The organism is Brevundimonas naejangsanensis (assembly GCF_000635915.2).
Taxonomy (GTDB): domain Bacteria; phylum Pseudomonadota; class Alphaproteobacteria; order Caulobacterales; family Caulobacteraceae; genus Brevundimonas; species Brevundimonas sanguinis.
The window spans coordinates 1,231,937-1,250,028 of record NZ_CP015614.1; the positions used below are offsets into that span (position 1 = coordinate 1,231,937).

16 protein-coding genes are annotated in these 18,092 nt (G+C 67.2%); 5 read left to right on the plus strand and 11 right to left on the minus strand.

Features of this window, described 5'->3' with window-relative positions:
* Positions 1-108 precede the first annotated feature (108 nt).
* Together DA69_RS05840 and DA69_RS05845 are read left to right on the plus strand one after the other, a co-directional pair.
* Positions 109-1,665 carry an AMP-binding protein gene (locus DA69_RS05840; RefSeq protein WP_419177565.1) on the plus strand — a complete coding sequence of 519 codons (1,557 nt, stop codon included), beginning with the start codon at positions 109-111 and terminating at the stop codon, positions 1,663-1,665.
* A gap of 82 nt (positions 1,666-1,747) precedes the next feature.
* Positions 1,748-2,158 carry a DoxX family protein gene (locus DA69_RS05845; RefSeq protein ID WP_025976997.1) on the plus strand — a complete coding sequence of 137 codons (411 nt, stop codon included), beginning with the start codon at positions 1,748-1,750 and terminating at the stop codon, positions 2,156-2,158.
* Between the two features lie 21 nt (positions 2,159-2,179).
* Here the strand turns inward: DA69_RS05845 and ygiD are convergent, their stop codons facing one another.
* The 3 genes from ygiD to DA69_RS05860 all read right to left on the minus strand — a co-directional run bounded on the left by ygiD (position 2,180) and on the right by DA69_RS05860 (position 4,374).
* Positions 2,180-2,935 (minus strand): 4,5-DOPA dioxygenase extradiol, encoded by a 756-nt coding sequence (gene ygiD, locus DA69_RS05850; RefSeq protein ID WP_025976996.1) that lies wholly within the window; start codon positions 2,933-2,935, stop codon positions 2,180-2,182.
* A gap of 120 nt (positions 2,936-3,055) precedes the next feature.
* Positions 3,056-3,520 (minus strand): hypothetical protein, encoded by a 465-nt coding sequence (locus tag DA69_RS05855; RefSeq protein ID WP_035302206.1) that lies wholly within the window; start codon positions 3,518-3,520, stop codon positions 3,056-3,058.
* Entirely contained in the window at positions 3,517-4,374 is an 858-nt protein-coding gene (locus DA69_RS05860) for a M15 family metallopeptidase (RefSeq protein WP_025976994.1), read from the minus strand. Before DA69_RS05860 ends, DA69_RS05855 begins: the two co-directional genes overlap by 4 nt.
* 118 nt (positions 4,375-4,492) lie before the next feature.
* On the opposite strand from DA69_RS05860, the gene DA69_RS05865 reads away from it, so the two are divergent.
* Together DA69_RS05865 and mazG are read left to right on the plus strand one after the other, a co-directional pair.
* Positions 4,493-5,878: an MFS transporter gene (locus DA69_RS05865; protein WP_025976993.1), complete on the plus strand. Its 1,386-nt coding sequence runs from the start codon at positions 4,493-4,495 to the stop codon at positions 5,876-5,878.
* A complete protein-coding gene (gene mazG, locus DA69_RS05870; RefSeq protein WP_025976992.1) occupies positions 5,879-6,667 on the plus strand; it encodes a nucleoside triphosphate pyrophosphohydrolase in 789 nt (262 codons plus the stop codon). It abuts the gene before it with no gap.
* A 1-nt stretch (position 6,668) separates the two neighbouring features.
* On the opposite strand, the gene DA69_RS05875 is transcribed toward mazG, so the two are convergent.
* The 7 genes from DA69_RS05875 to dusB all read right to left on the minus strand — a co-directional run bounded on the left by DA69_RS05875 (position 6,669) and on the right by dusB (position 15,546).
* Positions 6,669-8,297: a Na+/H+ antiporter gene (locus DA69_RS05875; protein ID WP_025976991.1), complete on the minus strand. Its 1,629-nt coding sequence runs from the start codon at positions 8,295-8,297 to the stop codon at positions 6,669-6,671.
* A gap of 7 nt (positions 8,298-8,304) precedes the next feature.
* A complete protein-coding gene (hflX, locus tag DA69_RS05880; protein ID WP_025976990.1) occupies positions 8,305-9,618 on the minus strand; it encodes a GTPase HflX in 1,314 nt (437 codons plus the stop codon).
* On the minus strand, positions 9,619-9,864 hold the full coding sequence (gene hfq, locus DA69_RS05885) for an RNA chaperone Hfq (protein ID WP_003164861.1): 246 nt from the start codon (positions 9,862-9,864) through the stop codon (positions 9,619-9,621). It lies immediately after the preceding gene.
* Between the two features lie 106 nt (positions 9,865-9,970).
* Complete coding sequence (locus DA69_RS05890; RefSeq protein ID WP_025976989.1) at positions 9,971-10,831, minus strand: D-amino-acid transaminase; 861 nt, start codon at positions 10,829-10,831, stop codon at positions 9,971-9,973.
* Positions 10,831-12,237 (minus strand): sigma-54-dependent transcriptional regulator, encoded by a 1,407-nt coding sequence (locus tag DA69_RS05895; protein WP_025976988.1) that lies wholly within the window; start codon positions 12,235-12,237, stop codon positions 10,831-10,833. The genes DA69_RS05890 and DA69_RS05895 overlap by 1 nt, the downstream gene beginning before the upstream one ends.
* 10 nt (positions 12,238-12,247) lie before the next feature.
* Positions 12,248-14,497, minus strand: a complete 2,250-nt coding sequence (locus DA69_RS05900) for a sensor histidine kinase NtrY-like (RefSeq protein ID WP_025976987.1) — start codon at positions 14,495-14,497, stop codon at positions 12,248-12,250.
* On the minus strand, positions 14,497-15,546 hold the full coding sequence (dusB, locus tag DA69_RS05905; RefSeq protein WP_025976986.1) for a tRNA dihydrouridine synthase DusB: 1,050 nt from the start codon (positions 15,544-15,546) through the stop codon (positions 14,497-14,499). The genes DA69_RS05900 and dusB overlap by 1 nt, the downstream gene beginning before the upstream one ends.
* A 66-nt stretch (positions 15,547-15,612) precedes the next feature.
* Here dusB and DA69_RS05910 point away from each other — a divergent pair, with 66 nt between their 5' ends.
* Entirely contained in the window at positions 15,613-16,755 is a 1,143-nt protein-coding gene (locus tag DA69_RS05910) for a bifunctional 2-C-methyl-D-erythritol 4-phosphate cytidylyltransferase/2-C-methyl-D-erythritol 2,4-cyclodiphosphate synthase (RefSeq protein WP_025976985.1), read from the plus strand.
* Here DA69_RS05910 and DA69_RS05915 read toward each other — a convergent pair.
* Positions 16,752-18,065, minus strand: a complete 1,314-nt coding sequence (locus tag DA69_RS05915) for a diguanylate cyclase domain-containing protein (protein WP_025976984.1) — start codon at positions 18,063-18,065, stop codon at positions 16,752-16,754. The genes DA69_RS05910 and DA69_RS05915 overlap by 4 nt on opposite strands.
* Positions 18,066-18,092 lie beyond the last annotated feature (27 nt).

Here is an 18,092-nt window from a genome sequence, read left to right on the forward strand (position 1 = left end):
CCTCACGCGGCGTTACGCATCTTTTCAAGCAGACCTTACGTCACTAGGTTCCGGCCTCTTGTAACCGAGAGGGCCGTCTTTAGAGCCCTCCGAAGGAGGACGTGCTTGCTGCGGGCAGCCCTGGACCCCAAGGTCTATGAAGAGACCCTGTTCGACGCGCTGGTCGATGCGCGCGCCCGCTATGGCGACAAGGAGATTCTGGAGGACCAGGATCGCCACCCCCTGACCTATACAGGCCTGATCCGCGCCGCCTTCGTGCTGGGCCGCAAGATCGCCAAACTGACAAAGTCGGGCGAGCGCGTCGGCGTGCTGCTGCCGTCCAGCGCGGGCGTGGTGGTGACCTTCTTCGCCCTGCACGCCTTCGGCCGGGTGCCGGTCATGCTGAACTTCACCTCGGGCGAGGCCAATCTGAAGGCGGCGCTGAAGACGGCGGGCGTGAAGAAGATCCTGTCGGCCAAGCGCTTTGTGACCCAGGCCAAGCTGGACGACCTGGTGGAGACTCTCGGCGAGGTCTCCGAGATCGTCTGGCTGGACGACATCCGCAAGACCATCGGCCTGACCGACAAGCTGTACGGCCTCAGCGCGGGCATGGCGCCCAAGCGCTTCCGCGTGAAGACCGATCCGGATTCGGCGGGCGTGGTCCTGTTCACCTCCGGTAGTTTCGGCGCACCCAAGGGCGTGGTGCTCAGCCAGAAGAACCTGGTCGCCAACGCGCGCCAGGTGGCGGCCCACATCGACCTGGATCCCGACTGGGTGATGTTCAACCCGCTGCCGACCTTCCACTGCTTCGGTCTGACCGGCGGGGTGCTGCTGCCCCTGTTGCAGGGGCTGAAGGCGTTTGAATACCCCTCTCCGCTGCACGCCAAGCAGATCACCGACCTGCTGCCCCAGGTGAAGGCGTCGATCCTGTTCGCCACCGACACCTTCCTGAACCAGTACGCCCGCGTGGCCGAGCCCGGCGACTTCGCCACCCTGCAGTTCGCCGTGGCGGGCGCAGAGAAGGTGCGCGACGAGACGCGCCAGATGTTCAACACCAAGTTCGGCGGCGTCGAACTGCTGGAAGGCTATGGCGCCACCGAGGCGGCGCCAGTCGTCGCCGTGAACCATCCCGACCGCAACCGGCCGGGCACGGTGGGCCAGATCCTGCCGGGCATGGAGTACCGGATCGAACCGGTCGAGGGCATTGCGGTCGGCGGCCGCCTGTTCCTGCGGGGCCCGAACGTGATGGAAGGCTATATCTCGCCGAACGACCCGGACAATCTGGAGCCTCTGGCCGACGGCTGGCACGACACGGGCGACATCGTCGACATCGACGCCGAGGGCTACATCACCATTCTGGGGCGCGTGAAGCGCTTCGCCAAGATCGGCGGCGAGATGGTGTCTCTGACCGCCGTCGAAGGCATGGCCGGCGCCGTCTGGCCGGCTGGCCACCACGCGGTGGTCGCCATCCCTGACAGCAAGAAGGGCGAGCGCCTGGTGCTGGTCACCGACGTCGCAGGAGCCGAGAGCGCTCAGCTGACGGAGTGGGCCCGCGAAAACGGAGCGCCCGAACTGGCCGTGCCAAAGCGGATCATCAAGGTCGACAGCATTCCCGTCCTGGGCACCGGCAAGACCGACTATGTGACGATCCAGAAGCGGGTCGAGAATGAATTGAAGGGCGCCTGACAAGGCGCTTGCCGTTCGCCGCCAGTGTCATAACCTCAACGGTTCGGTCCCGCTCTCGGGACGCCACGACCGAGGAGACTTCATGGCTCGACGTTCGACATCCCTGGCCGGCTGGGAGCCGCATTTCCTCAGCCTTCTCAGACTTGTCTCCGGCCTGCTGCTGCTTCAGCACGGCGCGCAGAAGGTCCTCGGCTTTCCCCCCGGCGGACGCGGCGGCGGGATCGACCTGTCGACGCTGGCGGGCTGGTCCGGACCAATCGAACTGGTCGGCGGCGTGCTGATGGTGCTTGGCCTGTTCAGCCGCCCGACCGCCTTCATCCTGTCCGGCTTCACCGCCGCAGCCTACTGGATGGTCCACGCGCCGCAGAGCCCCTACCCCATCAACAACGGCGGGGAACTGGCGGCCCTCTACTGCTTCGTCTTCCTGTATCTGGTCTTCGCCGGACCGGGGCCGTGGTCTCTGGACAGCGCCCTGCGCGGCGGCCGACGCTGACACGCGCGACGCGGCGTCCGGTCAGCCGATCCGGACGCCCGTCATAGAGATCGAACCGCCGTCGATCACATCATTGAAGAAGCTCAAGGGCTCGCCGGGCGCCTGCTGGGCGGCGACATAAAGCAGCGGCAGATAGTGCTCGTCCGTCGGCACGCTGAGCTGCGCCTGCTCGGCCAGATGGACCCAGTCGATCAGGGCGTCATGGTCGCCCGCCATGAAGGCGCGTTTCACCGCCTCATTGAAATCGACCGCCCAGTAGTACGGCTCGCCGCCCGCCCGCTTCCACGTCCGCAGATTGTGCACGAAGTCGCCCGAGCCAGCGACGATCACGCCCTCATGGCGCAAGGGCCGCAGACGCTTGGCCAGTTCATAATGACCACGGGCGTCAATGGTGCGATCCAGCGAAAGTTGCACCACGGGCACGTCGGCGTCGGGCCAGACGTGCGCCAGCACGGACCAGGTTCCGTGATCGAGGCCCCACTGGGTTGTCTGCACGGCGCCGGTCAGTTCCGACACGCGGCTGGCCAAGGCGGGAGACCCTGGCGCGGGATATTGCATGGCATGAAGTTCAGCCGGAAAGCCCCCGAAATCATGGATGGTTTCCGGTAGTTCCTGCGCCGTCACGCCCAAACCCTGCGTCTCCCAGTGAGCCGAGATCATGACCACGCCTTTCGGCCTTCCGATCTCCTGCCCCAAGGTCCGCCAGGCGTCGGCGAAAGGACCGCCTAGGGCGTTCATGGGCGAACCATGACCAAAAAACACTGCGGGCTGGCGCATAATCTTAACCGTGCTGCTTCTTGGGCGTTACGGCTCCGGGGAGAGTGAAATACGATGCTTATACAGCAACTGCGTCGGTGCCTAATCTAGGCGCTCTATCCGGAGCGGCAAGAGGCTCCGTCAAGAATCCGCCAGGCCGATGGGGCAGATGCGCTGATAGAACGCCGGCTCGCCCGGAACCCGCGCGCCTCGCGACAGCAGAAAGCGATGCTCGACCACCATGGCCTGCTGTTCGATGTTCAGGCCGATCCATTCACAGCGGTCATCGACGGGATAGGCGTAGGCGCCCGGCCCGTCGCCCGCCTTCAGCTTGCCGGTCAGCAGGTTGACGCCGTTCTGCGCCTGCCAGACGTGGACCAGTTCGTGGATGAAGACCGCCTGCGTTCTCAGCGGCGCCTGCGACAGGTCCGGCGCCAGCGTCGCACTGGGCCAGACGATCCAGTCACGTCCAAACCAGCGCCCCGGCACGAAGGCGCGATCGAACGGCCAGGGCGAGCCCAGAAAGCGGATGTCGTCCAGCCGCAGGTCGCGTCCGAACACCTCGCGCGCCAGCGCCGCCTCGCCGTGGGCTAAGGGTCGGATCATCGACCGACCCACTCCCAGTGCCAGGGCTCATAGACGTAGGGCACGAAGCCGAACCGCCCGGCGTTCTTGACCAGCCAGCGATAGGTCGGCGTCTGGCTCATGTGACGGCGGCTGTGAACATCGGTGGAATCGACCCCCATGCCCTGCAGGTGGCCGACATACAGATCCACCGCCGTGCCGGTCCGGTGGGGCGAGCAGACGGCGCGGCGCAGGCCGTCGCAATTGCCGTCACGCGCACATCGGGCGGCGTCGGCCTCCGGGTCGCGAAAGGAAGAGAAGACGCGCAGCAGTTCCGGCTCGGCGGCGATCTCGGGGACTTCGGCGCGCGCCGCCGTGGCCATCGCGCGATAGGCGTCCAGCACGTCGCGACGCAGCAGGCGCGTCAGACGCTCGGCGTGTTCCTCGCCTGTCGTCAGATAGGCCAGGTCGGAGACGGGCGGCGGATCAGGGCACTCTCCCCTCACCCGCGCCATGACGAAGGGCCGCCGCTCCTGCCACAGGCCCCGCAACACCTGAAACGTCGCCTGATCGAAGCGCCCGCTGGCCGCCAGTCCGTAACGCCCCTGAAACCCCGCCAAGGCCTCCGCGAACCCTGCCGATGTCGGATCGCAGGGCGAACCGACCTCATGCTGGATCAGCGGCACATAGGCTTCCCAGCCTAGTTCCGACGGCCCGAACGGAACCCACTCCAGCGCATATAAGGAGATGGCGTTCGCCTGGGCCGTATCGTCCCAGGCGCCGGGCGCCCGGTCGCAGATCTGGGCGGTCGGTGCGGGTTCCGGCGCCTCGGCGTAAGCCTGTCCGGCGACGGCGGCGGCCAAGGCGGCGATAACGGAGGCGGACGCTTTCCACATGCCCGCAGCAGGCCTCAGGATGAGAGTCGCCGCAAGCCCTCGCGGTCTTCGCGCCTGCGCCGAAAACCTGCATGCTGACGATTGCGGCCGACTCGCGCCGCGATCGGGCCGTGACCGCATGACCGCAACCGCCGCGCCTTCGTCCGCCACAGCTGCGCCCGACGCGCCGCGCCGCTCCAACGCCATCCTGGCCGCCTTCTCAGGGCCGTGCCTGCCGCTGGCGGCTTTCGGCGTGGCCCTGCCCGTCACCCTGCCGGAGTTCTACGCCACCCATGTCGGGATCGAGATGGGCATGGTGGCGGCTGTCTTCATGGCGGTGCGGCTGATTGATATCGTCTTCGACCCCTTTATCGGCTGGGGCATGGACAGGACGCGCACGCGGCTGGGCCGCTATCGCCCGTGGATGGCCGTGGCGACGCCCATCCTGATGCTGGCCGCGCTGATGATGTTCGTGACGGTCCAGCCGGGCGCCGGGCCGATCTACCTGTTCGCCTGGCTGCTGGTGCTCTACCTCGGTTTTTCGATGGGAACGCTGGGCCAGCTGGGCTGGGCCGCCGTTCTGGCGCCTCAGTACGACCAGCGCAGCCGCGTCTATGGCTGGTGGCAGGTGTTCAACATCATCGGCGTGATCCTGATCCTGATCCTGCCGACCATCGTGGTGAAGACGGGCCTGGGGAACTACGTCGACGGGGTGCGCATCATGGGCTGGGCCATCATCATCGCCCTGCCTCTGACCATCGGCTTGGCCATGGTCGCCGTACCCGAGCCGGTTAACGCAGGCGCCGCGCCGCACGGCGGTCCGCGCGCCTATCTGGCCCTGTTCAGGATGAAGACGGTGCGCAAGCTGCTGGTCGCCGACCTGCTGCTGGGCATTGCGCCGGGCATCACCGGGTCGCTGCTGTTCTTCTTCTTCGGCCAGATCAAGGGCTACGACCACACCCAGGCGTCGCTGTTCATGCTGATCTACTTCATGGCCGGGCTGGTAGGCGCGCCCATCTGGGCCTGGCTGGCGACCCGGATCGGCAAGGATCGCGCCCTGGCCGTGGCCAGCCTGATCTTCGCCGTCTTCTACGTCGGCGCGACCTTGGTTCCGGGCGGGAACTTCGCCCTGACGGCGGTCGCCATGTTCATCGCCGGCCTGCCCTATGCGGCGGGCTTGTTCCTGCTGCGCGCCATGATGGCGGACGCCGGCGACGAGGTGCGGCTGGAGACGGGCGTGGACCGCACTGGCCTGATGTTCTCCATCCTGTCGGCCACGACCAAGATGGGGCACGTCTTCGCCCTGCTGCCCTACGCCATCCTGCCGCTGGTCGGGTTCAAACCTCTCCCGGGACCAGAGGGGAACAGCGACTTCTCCTTGTTGATGCTGCAGATCCTGTTCATCGCCGTGCCGGGCCTGCTATTGGCGGCCACCACCTGGGTGCTGAAGGGCTATCCCCTGACCGCTCAACGACACGATGAAATCCGCGCCGCCCTGGCGCAAAGAGACGCCGGACACGCCTGAATGACCCACCCCGTCGACCGCCTGAAAGAGATCATGGTTCGCCTGCGCGATCCGAACGGCGGCTGCCCCTGGGACGTGGAGCAAACCTTCCAGACGATCGCCCCCTATACGATCGAGGAAGCCTATGAGGTCGCCGACGCCATCGAGCGTGGCGACATGGACGAACTGAGGGTCGAACTGGGCGACCTGCTGTTCCAGGTTGTCTTCCACTCGCGCATGGCCGAGGAGGCCGGGCATTTCCGGCTGGAAGACGTGGCCGAGGCTATGGCCGACAAGTTGGTCCGCCGCCATCCGCACGTCTTCGGCGACGAGGCCGCCAAGGCCACCGGCCCGGCCCAGAAGGCCCGTTGGGAAGACATCAAAGCGGCCGAGCGCAAGGCCAAGGAACAGCACGGCGTGCTGGACGACGTGCCGGTCGGCCTGCCCGCCCTGACCCGCGCCGCCAAGCTGACCAAGCGCGCAGGCCGCGTCGGCTTCGACTGGCCCTCGACCGACGAGGTGTTCGATAAGCTGGCCGAAGAGGTTCAGGAACTGCGCGCCGAAATCGCGGCGGGCGACAAGGACAAGGCGCGCGAGGAACTGGGCGACCTGCTGTTCGTGGTCGCCAACCTGGCCCGCAAACTGGAAGTCGAACCGGAAGACGCCCTGCGCGCCGCCAACGCAAAATTCGTGCGTCGCTTCGAGTTCATTGAAACCGAACTGCAAAAGGGCGGCCGCACGCCGGAACAGTCCGACCTGCGAGAAATGGACGCCCTGTGGGACGCCGCAAAGGCGGCCGAGCGAGCCTGAGCTAGATGTAGCGCAACTCCTGCAGATCGATCTCGCGGATCAGCTTGCGGGCCGTTTCTTCATCAATGAGCCGTTGGCGGCCGAGGCGGACCAGTTCCTCTCGCTCGGCGGCAAGCCCTGCCAGTCGAAGGCGGCGCTCGATGTCATCGGAGCGACGAGCCTGGACCACGGCGTCATCCTCCATGCTGGCGCGCATGTCGATGCGGTGCCGATAGACCTCCATGACCCGTGTCGCGGTTTCGGTGTAGAAGTCGGGGTCCGCCTTGCCCTCGGCCATCAAGTGCTGGGCGTCCTCGATGGCACGGATGGCGGCCCAGGCGGCGGCGACACGAGAGCGGTTTTCCTCGGCCTCATGGTCATCCTCGGGCGGCAGTTGGACGCCTTTCAACAGGCGCGGCAGGGCGATGGTCGCCAGCACCAGCGAGACGATGATCACGCCCGCCGCCAGAAAGATGGCCAGGTTGCGCGCCGGCATCGGCGACCCGTCGCCCAGATACAAAGGCAAGGTCAGGATACCGGCCAGGGTGATTGCTCCGCGCACGCCCGCCAGAGACATGACCGCCACGAGCCTCAAACCGACCTTGGGCTGGGCGCGACGGCCCTTGCGGCGGAACAGGGTCAGCTTCAGCGAGGTCCACACCCAGACGAAGCGCAACGCCGCCAGGGCTGCGACGATGGCGAAGACGTAAACGGCCAGCCACCATAGCTCGCTGTGCTGGGTCGTGCGGATCACCTCGGCCGCGCGCGCCATAATGGAGGGCATCTGCTCGCCCAGGATGACGAAGATCAGGCCGTTGCCGACGAACTGGACCGTGTCCCACACCACGGCGCGGCGAATGCGGGTCGCGGCCAGGGCCGATCCCTGCCGCTCGGCGAAGCTCATGGTCACGCCCGCCGCCACCGCCGCCAGGATGCCCGAAGCATGGATGGTTTCCGCCGCCAGATAGGCCGCGAAGGGCATCAGCAGGCTGATCAGGATCTGGCCGCCGACATCCTCGCCCCAGCGACGGCTGATGAAGGCCTTCACCAGCCCTATAGCCAGGGTGACGCCGATGCCGACCGCCACGCCCGCCAGAGCCAGCCAGGCGAAGGTCCCAAAAGCGCTGCTCAGGGAAAAGGCGCCGGTCGTCGCCGCGATCACGGCGATCCGCATGCAGGTCAGGCCGCTGGCGTCGTTCAGCAGCGATTCGCCTTCCAGGATGTGCATCAGCCGCTTGGGTATCGGCGCCCGCCCAGCGATGGCCTGGACGGCTATCGGGTCCGTCGGCGACAGGATGGCCGCCAGGGCGAAGGCCACCGCCAGGGGCATGGTCGGGATCATCCAGTGGATCAGAAAGCCCAGCCCCAGAACGGTGAAGACCACCAGTCCCAGCGCCAGCTCCAGGATCACCACCTTGTCCCGAAACAGGGCTTCCTTGGGGATGCGCCAGCCGTCCACGAACAGCAGCGGCGGAAGGAACAGCAGGAAGAAGACGTCCGGCTTCAGATCGACCGACTCGCCGGTGATCAGCACCACCCCGGCCCCCAGCGCGATCTGCACCAGAGGCAGGGCGATGCGCGTGATGCGAGCCACCCATCCCGACAGCACCACGGCCAGCAACAGGAAGAGGATGGTCTCGATCAGGTGCATGACGGGATCAGTCGATCACGTCCGGATACAGCCGTTCAAGTCGCCCTAGCGCGGCGGGATGCAGTCGAACCGTCAGATGGACCCGGCCGTCATCATCCGTCTCGCGCCCCGTCACCCGGCCGTTGGCGTAGAGCCACGCCAGCAGGTCGCCGCGATGCGGTTCGACCGTAAGCTGCGTGTCGGGGTCGTCGTCGATCAGGGCTGCGATGGTTTCGCGAAGCGCCTCGATCCCCTCGCCTGTCCACGCGGACACAGCCACCGCCGATCCCTCGCGCGCCAGACGTTCGGCCTGACCCACCACGGTTTCCCGCGTCTCGGGCTCCAGCAGGTCGATCTTGTTCCAGACCTCCAGGATGCGGCGCGTCTTGCCTTCCGGCGTCGGGATCTGCTCCAGCACCGTCTCGACGTCCTTGGCCTGGGCGGCGCTGTCGGGCGAGGCGATGTCGCGCACGTGCAGGATCAGGTCCGCCTCGCCCACCTCCTCCAGCGTGGCGCGGAAGCTCTCGACCAGTTCGTGCGGCAGGTCGGAGACAAAGCCCACGGTGTCAGCGATGATGGCCGGACGCCCCTGCGGCAGACGAATGGTGCGCTGGGTCGTGTCCAGGGTGGCGAACAACAGGTCCTTGGCCATTACTTCGGCCCCGGTCAGCCGGTTGAACAGCGTGGACTTCCCAGCATTGGTGTAACCGACCAGGGCGACAGACGGGAACGGGACCTGTTTGCGCGCCTTGCGGTGCAGGCCGCGCGTGCGCCGCACCTCTTCCAGTTCGGCCTTCAACCGGACGATGCGGTCGGCGATCATCCGCCGGTCCAGCTCGATCTGGGTTTCGCCGGGACCGCCGACGCCGCCCGTGCCGCCGCGTTGGCGCTCCAGGTGGGTCCAGGTGCGGACAAGGCGCGAGCGTTCGTATTCCAGCCGGGCCAGCTCGACCTGGAGGCGACCTTCACGCGTGCGGGCGCGACGGCCGAAGATCTCGAGGATCAGTCCGGTTCGGTCGATGACCTTGATGTCCCAGAACCGTTCCAGGTTGCGCTGCTGCACCGGAGTCAGCTGGTCGTCGACGACGACCGCCTCGGCGTCGGCCGCCAGGATCAGGGCCGCGATTTCTTCCAGCTTGCCTCGTCCGATCAGGGTGGCGGGCGTGACGGAGCGCAGGCGAACGATCTCCTGCGCTCGGACATCAAGATCCAGCGCCTGGGCCAGGCCCACGGCTTCTTCCAGGCGTTCGGAAGCATGGCGCGCATTGTCGCCGCGACGGTCGGGATGGATAACGACGGCCCGGATCAGCGGGACGGCGTGGTCAATGAGTTTGGAGGTCAATCAGTCTTCTTCGGCGTCGGGCTCGTACAACTGCACGGGCGCGGACGGCATGATGGTCGAGATGGCGTGCTTATACACCAGTTGCGACTGGCCGTCCCGACGCAGAAGCACACAGAAGTTGTCGAACCAGGTCACAATGCCCTGAAGCTTGACGCCGTTCACCAGGAAGATGGTCAGCGGGGTTTTCGTCTTGCGGACGCTGTTCAGGAAGGTGTCCTGAAGATTCTGTCGTTTGTCTTGCGACATGGCAGGTTGATCCTGTTCTTGGTCTTTTTCAGCGGCAGGGAGGCCGAGGCGGACGCGCCGCCCGCGTCAGCGACCTTAGCCACCCCCTCGCCGGTGCGGCAACGCCTTAAATGGCCTCGCGGCGCGCCTGTTCCAGATAAATCTCGCGCAGGCGGGTCGCCACCGGGCCGGGCTTGCCCTCGCCGATGCGGACCCCGTCCAAAGACACGATCGGCATGACAAAGGAACTGGCCGCCGTGACGAAGATTTCACGCGCGCGCTTGGCCTCCTCGACGCTGAAGGCGCGCTCTTCCAGTTCGATGCCTTCCGCCTCCACCAGCTTCAGGATCGCCGCGCGGGTGATGCCGCGCAGGATGTTGGCCTGAGTGTCGCGGGTCCGCAGCTTGCCGTTCTCGTCAACGATCCAGGCGTTGGTCGAGGAGCCCTCGGTCACCATGCCCATTTCGTCGAACAGGATGGCCTCATAGGCCCCGCGCTCGCGAGCCGCCTGTTTGGCCAGGGCGTTGGGCAGCAGGCCGACGGTCTTGATGTCGCAACGGCCCCAGCGCATGTCCGGGTGGGTGACGCCGGCGGCGCCCCTGGCGGCCAGGGCTTCGCCCTTCTTCAGGTCAACAGACTTGGCGGTGACGATGACGCTGGGCGCTACATCCTTGGGGAAGGCGTGATTGCGCGGGGCGGTGCCGCGCGTGATCTGGATATAGACTAGGCCGTTGCGCACCCGGTTGCGGCGGATGGTTTCACGCAAGACGATGCCTAGAGACTGGGCCGACATGGGAATGTCGATGCGCAGCTCGGTCAGGCTGCGCGCCAACCGGCCCAGGTGGCCCTCATAGTCAGCCAGCCTGCCGTCAAACACCGACCAGACCTCATAGACGCCGTCGGCGAACTGAAACCCGCGATCCTCGATATGGACCACGGCCTGGCCGTGCGGCTGATAAACGCCGTTTACATAGGCGACCCTGGACATCAGGCGCCCTCTCCTTCTTCGTCTCCGCCGCGTGCGGGCGACACGCCCAGCGACTTAAGCTTGCGATGCAGCGCCGACCGCTCCATGCCGATGAAGGCGGCCGTACGCGAGATATTGCCGCCGAAGCGCATGATCTGCGCCGACAGATATTCCCGCTCGAACACCTCCCTGGCTTCACGCAGCGGCAGGGCGATGATGCGATCGGCGCTGAGCGAGGCGGGGCTGGCGGACGACGCCACCTCCTGCGGCAGCATGTCCGCCGTTATCGGCTCGTCCGCCGTCCCGGTCGCCAGGATCAGCAGCCGTTCGACATTGTTGCGCAGTTGCCGAACGTTGCCGGGCCAAGGATGGACCTGCAGGACAGCCAGAGCGTCATCGGCGATGCGGCGATGCGGCAGCCCCTGCGACGCCGACAGGTTATCGACGAAATACTCGACCAGTTCGCTGATATCCTCGCGACGTTCGGACAGGGGCGGGACGCGGATCGGCACCACGTTCAGGCGGTGGAACAGGTCCTCGCGGAAACGCCCTTCGCTGATCTCCAGACGCAGATCGCGCGAGGTCGAGCTGATGACCCGCACGTCGACCTGAACATCCTGTTCGCCGCCGACGCGGCGGAACCGCTGCTCGACCAGAACGCGCAGGATACGGCTCTGGCTCTCGCGTGGCATGTCGGCCACGTCGTCCAGGAACAGGGTGCCGTTATGCGCCTGTTCAAAGACGCCGATCTTGCGCGGGCGACCATCGCCGCCTTCCTCGCCGAACAGTTCCACGTCAAGGCGCTCGGGCGTCATGCCGGCGGCCGAGATCGCCACGAACTCGGCCCTGGCGCGCGGGCTGGCGTCGTGAATCTGGCGTGCGACCAGTTCCTTGCCCGAGCCCGGAGGCCCCGCGATCAGAATTCGGCTGTTGGCGGGCGCCACCTTGGAGATGGTGCTGCGCAGCGCCTGCGCCGCCACAGACTTGCCGATCAGGCCGGTGGGCGTGAGCGTCTGGGCGCGCAGGCGACGGTTCTCGCGCTTCAGGGACGCCGCTTCCAGCGCCCGCTCGACCACCACCACCAGCCGGTCGGACTTGAACGGCTTTTCGATGAAGTCATAGGCGCCGCGCTTCAGGGCGCTGACCGCCGTTTCAATATTGCCGTGACCCGAAATCATGACGACCGGCAGGTCCTCATCCAGTTCGCGCACCACATCCAGCAGTTCCAGGCCGTCCAGTCCGCCGCCCTGCATCCAGATGTCCAGGACCGCCAGCGAAGGCTTGCGCGCCTTGATGGCGGCCAGGGCCTCGTCCGAGTTGGCGGCCGTGCGGACCGCGTGGCCTTCGTCCTCCAGCAGGCCGGAAACCAGCTCGCGGATATCGGCTTCGTCGTCGACGACCAGAATGTCGGCACCGGTGCTTTTCATGACGCCTCTCTTACTCCGCCGTCCGCATCGCGCTGGACGCGCGAGCGACGGCCTTATGATCCTGGCTCAGGGGGAAGGTCAGGCACACGCGCGCGCCTGACAAGGTTTCGGCGTCGGCCAGCTTCAGCTCTCCGCCGTGGTCTTCACAGATGCGCTTGACGATGGCCAGGCCCAGGCCCGTCCCCTTCTCGCGCGTGGTCACATAGGGCTCGGTCAGCCGGTCCCGATCCTTGGCAGGCAGGCCGACGCCGTCGTCCTCAATGACGAAGGAGGCGAAACCGTCCTCGACCGTCAGACGGGCGATGATGCCCAGACCGGGCTCCGTCACCCCGTCCCGCTCGCGCCGACCGGCCACCGCCTCGCCTGCGTTCTTCAGGATGTTGGCGAGGGCCTGACGCACCATGCGACCGTCAGCCTGCATCGCGACGTCCGGCAGGGGCTCAATCAGATCGACTCCGATATCCCCCGCCGCAACGCGCTGGGCGAACACCGCCTCGCGCAGCATTTCGGCCGGGTTCTCGCGTGAGAAACGAGGCGCGGGCATCCGGGCAAAGGACGAAAATTCGTCCACCATCCGTCCGATATCGCCGACCTGGCGGATGATGGTCTCGGTGCAGCGGTCGAAGACTTCGACATCTTGGCCGACCTGCTCGCGATAGCGGCGACGCAAGCGTTCGGCCGACAGCTGGATCGGGGTCAGCGGGTTCTTGATTTCATGGGCGATGCGCCGCGCCACATCGCGCCAGGCGGCGTTGCGCTGGGCTGTGACCAGACGCGTGATGTCGTCGAAGGTCAGCACCATCTCACCGCCCTGCCCGCCTTCGATACGGACCCGCAGGCGCAGGGCATCGCCGTTGCGGTCGATGTCGATGTCTTCTTCGATATGGGCCTCGCCGCGCTCGGACAGTTCGCCCAGTTCCGGCGCCACCTCGGCCAGACGACGCCCCTGCACATGGTCGGCGTCCAAGCCCAGCAGGTGGCTGGCGCTGTCGTTGATAGCCGAGATGCGGCGCTTGCGGTCAAGGCCGATGACGCCTGCGCTGACGCCCGACAGCACGGTTTCAATGAACAGGCTTCGGGCCTGAGCTTCGTCCGAGGCGGTCTTCAAGGCGGCCTGCTGGGTCTTGATGTCCTGCGTCATGCGGTTGAACGCTTCGGACAGGACGATCAGCTCTGCCGGCGCCTCAGCATTATCGACCCGCGCGTCCAGATCGCCGCCGGCGACCTGATCCGCCGCCCGGACCAGTCGCCCGATCGGCGCCGAGATCGAACTGGCCGCCGACATGGCTAGCCAAACCGCACCGACCAGCACCAGCAGGGCCGTCTCAAGATAGCTGAGGGCGAAAGCCGCCTGTATGCGGGCGCGGCTTTCCTCGGCCTCGCGATAGGCGGTGATGGATTCCTCGCCGTTGCGCATCCGCTGGATCAGGCCTGGCGCCAGCGGGCGCACAACGTAGAGATAGGCGTCGCCATAGTCAGGCAGCGGATAGAGAGCGCGAACCGTGTCGGGGTTCTCCGTCACCGTCGTGGGGGCCACCTCGCCGCCCGCGACCGTCTCCAAGGCTTCGCGAGGCGGCGCGACATAGGGCGGGGCCCCGGGCCGCTCGCCGCTGGCCAGCACGCGGCCGTTCTCGTCGAGGATATAAAGCGCCGGATAGCCGAAGAAGTCGCCGATCTGAGCCAGGGCGCGGGAAAACTGGATACGGTTGTCGAACAGGCCCCGCACCCCGCCCAGTTCGGTGGACATGGTCTCCATGTCCGCCTCAAGCCCGCTGCCGACGTCGGCGACATAGGCGCGGCCGATCTCGGCCCCGTTCCTGACCGCCGATTGCACATTCGCGCTGAACCACTGATCGACGCCGCGGTTGACCAGGACCCCGAACACCAGGGCGATCAGCACGGCGGGCACGACCGAAACCAGCGAGAACAGGGTCACAAAGCGCAGATGCAGCCGCGCGCCGGGGTTGTAGCGGTTGCGGAACAGGCGCAGCACCCGACCGCCGATCACAAAGGCCAGTCCGAAGATCAGGACCAGATTGGCCAGCAAGATGAACAGCACGGCATGACTGGCCGCTGAGCGCGCATCTCCGCCGACGGTCGCGCCGGGCGCGATGGCGACCAGCCATATCGCCGCCGCCGTGACGATGAAGGCGACCGCATAGGCTGTGCCGAACAGGGCGCGCGCCCGACCGCCAGCCAACCGCCCCCAGAGCGAAAGCTCCGAGTTGTGGTGATCAGCCGGGGCGGCGCGGTTCGACATCAAGCGATAGCTTCAACCACCTGTGGCCTATTTTCAACAGCGAAGTTGCGAGAATGCTTCACATCAAGCCACAGCGCCGTCAGCGCCTCCTCGACCTCCTCTGGCGTCTCCAGCCGGCAAAGACGCGCCTTGGCCGCTCGTCGCTCGGTTGGATCGGCCGGCCAGGGCGCCTGTTCGATGTACCAGCCCAGATGTTTGCGGAACATCTTCAGCCCCAGCGGCAGGCCGTAGAAGTCAGCCGACGCCCGCAGATGCCGGATGACGATCGCCAGCCGTTCGTCTCGATCCGGCTCGCGCAGTTGCGTCCCGTCGATCAGGGCGCGCTCCAGATGCGCGGCCAGCCACGGCCGCCCATAGACGCCTCGACCCAGCATCAGGGCGTCGGCGCCGGATCGCGCCAAGGCCTCGCGCGCCTGTTCAGCGGTGATGATGTCGCCGTTGACGATGACGGGAATGCCTACCGCCTGTTTCACCTCAGCCACGGCGTGCCAGTCGGCGATCCCGGTGTAGAACTGCTTGCGGGTGCGGCCGTGCACCGTCACCGCCGCCACGCCCAGCCCCTCGGCCCGACGCGCCAGATCAGCGGCGTTCAGACTGTTGTCGTCCCAGCCCAGCCGCATCTTGACCGTCACCGGCCGACTGACGGCCTGCACGACCGCCTCCATGATCCGCGCCGCCTGATCCGGCGTCCGCATCAGGGCCGAGCCGCAGGCGGCGCCGGTGACTTCCTTCGCCGGACAGCCGAAGTTCAGGTCGATGATGTCGGCGCCGGCCTTCTGCGCCATGCGCGCGCCCTCGGCCATCGCCTCGGCGTCGCCGCCGACCAGCTGGATCACCGTCAGCGGCAGGCCCCCGCCGACGGCGGCGCGCCGCACCACGTCCGGCCGCGCGCGCGCCAACTCGGCCGCCGCCACCATTTCGGTCGCCACGTAAGATGCGCCCAGCTGCGAGGCCAGCACCCGGAACGGCAGGTCGGTGATCCCGGTCATAGGCGCCATCAGCACCCGCCCGTCGATCCTTACGTCCCCAATTTGCAGGCCAGTGTTCATACGGCTCCCTTAGCACCGAAGGCGCCCCCTCTCGTCAAGCGGAACCGGGACGCCTAGAAGGCCGTCATGGGATTCTCAGCGATTGTCGTCGCCGCCGGTTCGGGTTCGCGGGCCGGAGGCGCCAAGCAGTGGCGCGTCGTCGCCGGACGCCCGGTCGTCGCCTGGTCGGTCGAGGCTTTGCTGAAGGCCGGCGCGCGTGAGGTCGTGGTGGTGATCGCCGCCGACGCCGCGCCGATGGCCCAGACTGCTCTGGCAGCGCTATCCGGCTGGCGCGCCGTGCCCGGCGGCGCGACCCGGGCCGCCTCGGTTCAGGCCGGCCTGTCGGCGCTGACGGCGGATGACGCCGAGCCCGTGCTGATCCACGACGCCGCCCGGCCGTTCCTGAGCGCCGACATCATAGAGGCGCTGCTGCAGGGCCTTAAGGACGCCGACGGCGCCCTGCCCGCCCTTGCCGTCGCCGACAGCCTGCGTCGCGCCGAGGATGATTTCATTGTCGGCGGCATCGATCGCGACAACCTCTGGCGCGCCCAGACGCCTCAGGCCTTCCGCCTGAAGACCATCCGCGACGCCTATGCCGCATGGCCGAACAATGAGACGGCGACCGACGAAGCCGCCGTGGTCGAGCGCGCCGGCGGCCGCGTCCGCTTGATCCCCGGCGATCCCCGCCTTTTGAAGCTGACCTACCCTGAGGATTTCGCCATGGCCGAGGCGCTCGCCGCCCCCCGCACCGTCGTTCGCATCGGACAGGGGTTCGATGTCCATCGCTGGGGACCGGGATCATCGGTCTGGCTGTGCGGGGTCGAGATACCACACGACCAGACCCTGATCGGCCATTCGGACGCCGATGCGGGCCTGCACGCCCTGACCGACGCTATTCTGGGCTCCATCGCCGACGGCGACATCGGCGACCATTTCCCGCCTAGCGATCCGCAATGGAAGGGCGCCGCCTCGGACCGTTTCCTGGTCTATGCGGCCGAGCGGGTGGCGGCGCGCGGCGGGCGCATCGTCAACGTGGACGTCACCCTGATCTGCGAGCAGCCCAAGGTGAAGCCTCATCGACAGGCGATGCGCGAGCGCCTGGCGGATCTGCTGAACTTGCCGCTGGACGCCGTCAGCGTGAAAGCGACCACCAGCGAGGGCCTTGGTTTCACGGGACGCGGCGAAGGTCTGGCGGCCCAGGCCGCCGTCTCGGTCGAACTGCCCGGCTAAGGCTTGACGTGCGCCAGTCCGGCGGCGGCTCGCTCAAGTAGGGTCAGCGCCGTGTCGTCGGACCTCAACTGGGCCACCCCTACGTCCAGTTCCACGACGAATGGAGGGCGATCCTTGCCGGCGTCGAAGGCGGTGCAGGCGATGACGGCCGCGATCCGCTCAGCCGTGACGCGGGCCGAGGCTTCGTCGGCGGCGGGCAAGGCCAGTGCGAAGGTCTCGCTGGACAGGCGCGCAGCGGTGTCCTCGACCCTCACCAGCCGCGACACCATGGCGCCGACCTGGGGCATGGCCCTGTCCAGCCAGCCGCCCGCCCGCAGTTCGCCCAACTGCTGACGTCCCGCCACGCGCAGAACACCCACAGACAAATGCCGCGAGCGCAGTCGGGCGCCGTCCGCCAGTCGGCCCAGATGCGAGGCGAAGAGGTCGCGGCTGAACAGCCCCGTCGCCGCGTCCATCAGTTCGCTGCTACGCACCGCATCCAGCGCCCGGCGCAGTCCCTGCTGGCGGCGATGGTTGCGCGCCAGGGCGACAATGCGGGCTGCGGCGTCCTCTTCCGGCGTGGTCGGATCGGCAACGTCGGCGAACCCTCGCCGGTAAAGGTCGCCCAAGGCCTCGCCCGCCTCCTCGTCCCGCAGGTAGAGCGTCAGCGGGATATGATAGAGACGCGTGTTGCGGCGCATTCCCGCAGCGATCGCCAAGGCCGGCGCGTGAGAGCGATCGCCCCACAGCACGGCGCCGTCGAACGCGCGCTCATGCAGATAGTCAAACGCAGTATATGGGGTCGGCGCCGCCACCACCTCAGCCCCCAACGCCACCAGGGCGTTAGAAAGCGCCAGGAAGCGACGATCTGCAGCGCCGGCCGTCAGGATGTTCAGCGGCGCCGATTCCATGTCGGGCGCCGCCAGGTTGACGCCGTGCTGGCTGAACGTGGCCTGGCGCAGAACGAATTCTTCCTCCGCCACCGCCGCACGGGTCATCTGCTCCAGACGCATGGCCGCCTGAGCGGGGTGCGGAGCCTTGGACAGCGTCAGATCGCATCCATTGAGACCGGCCCCGCTCGGCGCGCCGACGCCTAGAATGGTCAGATAGCGCGCGTCGGTCGCGGATCGCAGCCGCGCGATCGCCGAGGCGTCCAGCAGCGACGTATCCACCACGGCGGCGTCAATCGTCAGGTCGTCCAGCGCCAGGACAGCCGCATCGAGATCGCGCGCGGTCAGGGTTCGCCAACCCAGTTGATCCAGGCCTTCGCACAGAGAATCCAGGGAGTCGTCAGCGCCGGCGACGACCAGCACGCGCGGATTGGAATGCAAGCAAGGATCTCCTGGCTTCGGCCGGCC

Coding starts and splice junctions, on each gene's coding strand:
- DA69_RS05845 (WP_025976997.1), top strand. CDS start 1,748: ATGGCTCGACGTTCGACATCCCTGGCCGGCTGGGAGCCGCATTTCCTC.
- ygiD (WP_025976996.1), bottom strand. CDS start 2,935: ATGCGCCAGCCCGCAGTGTTTTTTGGTCATGGTTCGCCCATGAACGCC.
- DA69_RS05855 (WP_035302206.1), bottom strand. CDS start 3,520: ATGATCCGACCCTTAGCCCACGGCGAGGCGGCGCTGGCGCGCGAGGTG.
- DA69_RS05860 (WP_025976994.1), bottom strand. CDS start 4,374: ATGTGGAAAGCGTCCGCCTCCGTTATCGCCGCCTTGGCCGCCGCCGTC.
- DA69_RS05865 (WP_025976993.1), top strand. CDS start 4,493: ATGACCGCAACCGCCGCGCCTTCGTCCGCCACAGCTGCGCCCGACGCG.
- mazG (WP_025976992.1), top strand. CDS start 5,879: ATGACCCACCCCGTCGACCGCCTGAAAGAGATCATGGTTCGCCTGCGC.
- DA69_RS05875 (WP_025976991.1), bottom strand. CDS start 8,297: ATGCACCTGATCGAGACCATCCTCTTCCTGTTGCTGGCCGTGGTGCTG.
- hfq (WP_003164861.1), bottom strand. CDS start 9,864: ATGTCGCAAGACAAACGACAGAATCTTCAGGACACCTTCCTGAACAGC.
- DA69_RS05890 (WP_025976989.1), bottom strand. CDS start 10,831: ATGTCCAGGGTCGCCTATGTAAACGGCGTTTATCAGCCGCACGGCCAG.
- DA69_RS05895 (WP_025976988.1), bottom strand. CDS start 12,237: ATGAAAAGCACCGGTGCCGACATTCTGGTCGTCGACGACGAAGCCGAT.
- DA69_RS05900 (WP_025976987.1), bottom strand. CDS start 14,497: ATGTCGAACCGCGCCGCCCCGGCTGATCACCACAACTCGGAGCTTTCG.
- dusB (WP_025976986.1), bottom strand. CDS start 15,546: ATGAACACTGGCCTGCAAATTGGGGACGTAAGGATCGACGGGCGGGTG.
- DA69_RS05910 (WP_025976985.1), top strand. CDS start 15,613: ATGGGATTCTCAGCGATTGTCGTCGCCGCCGGTTCGGGTTCGCGGGCC.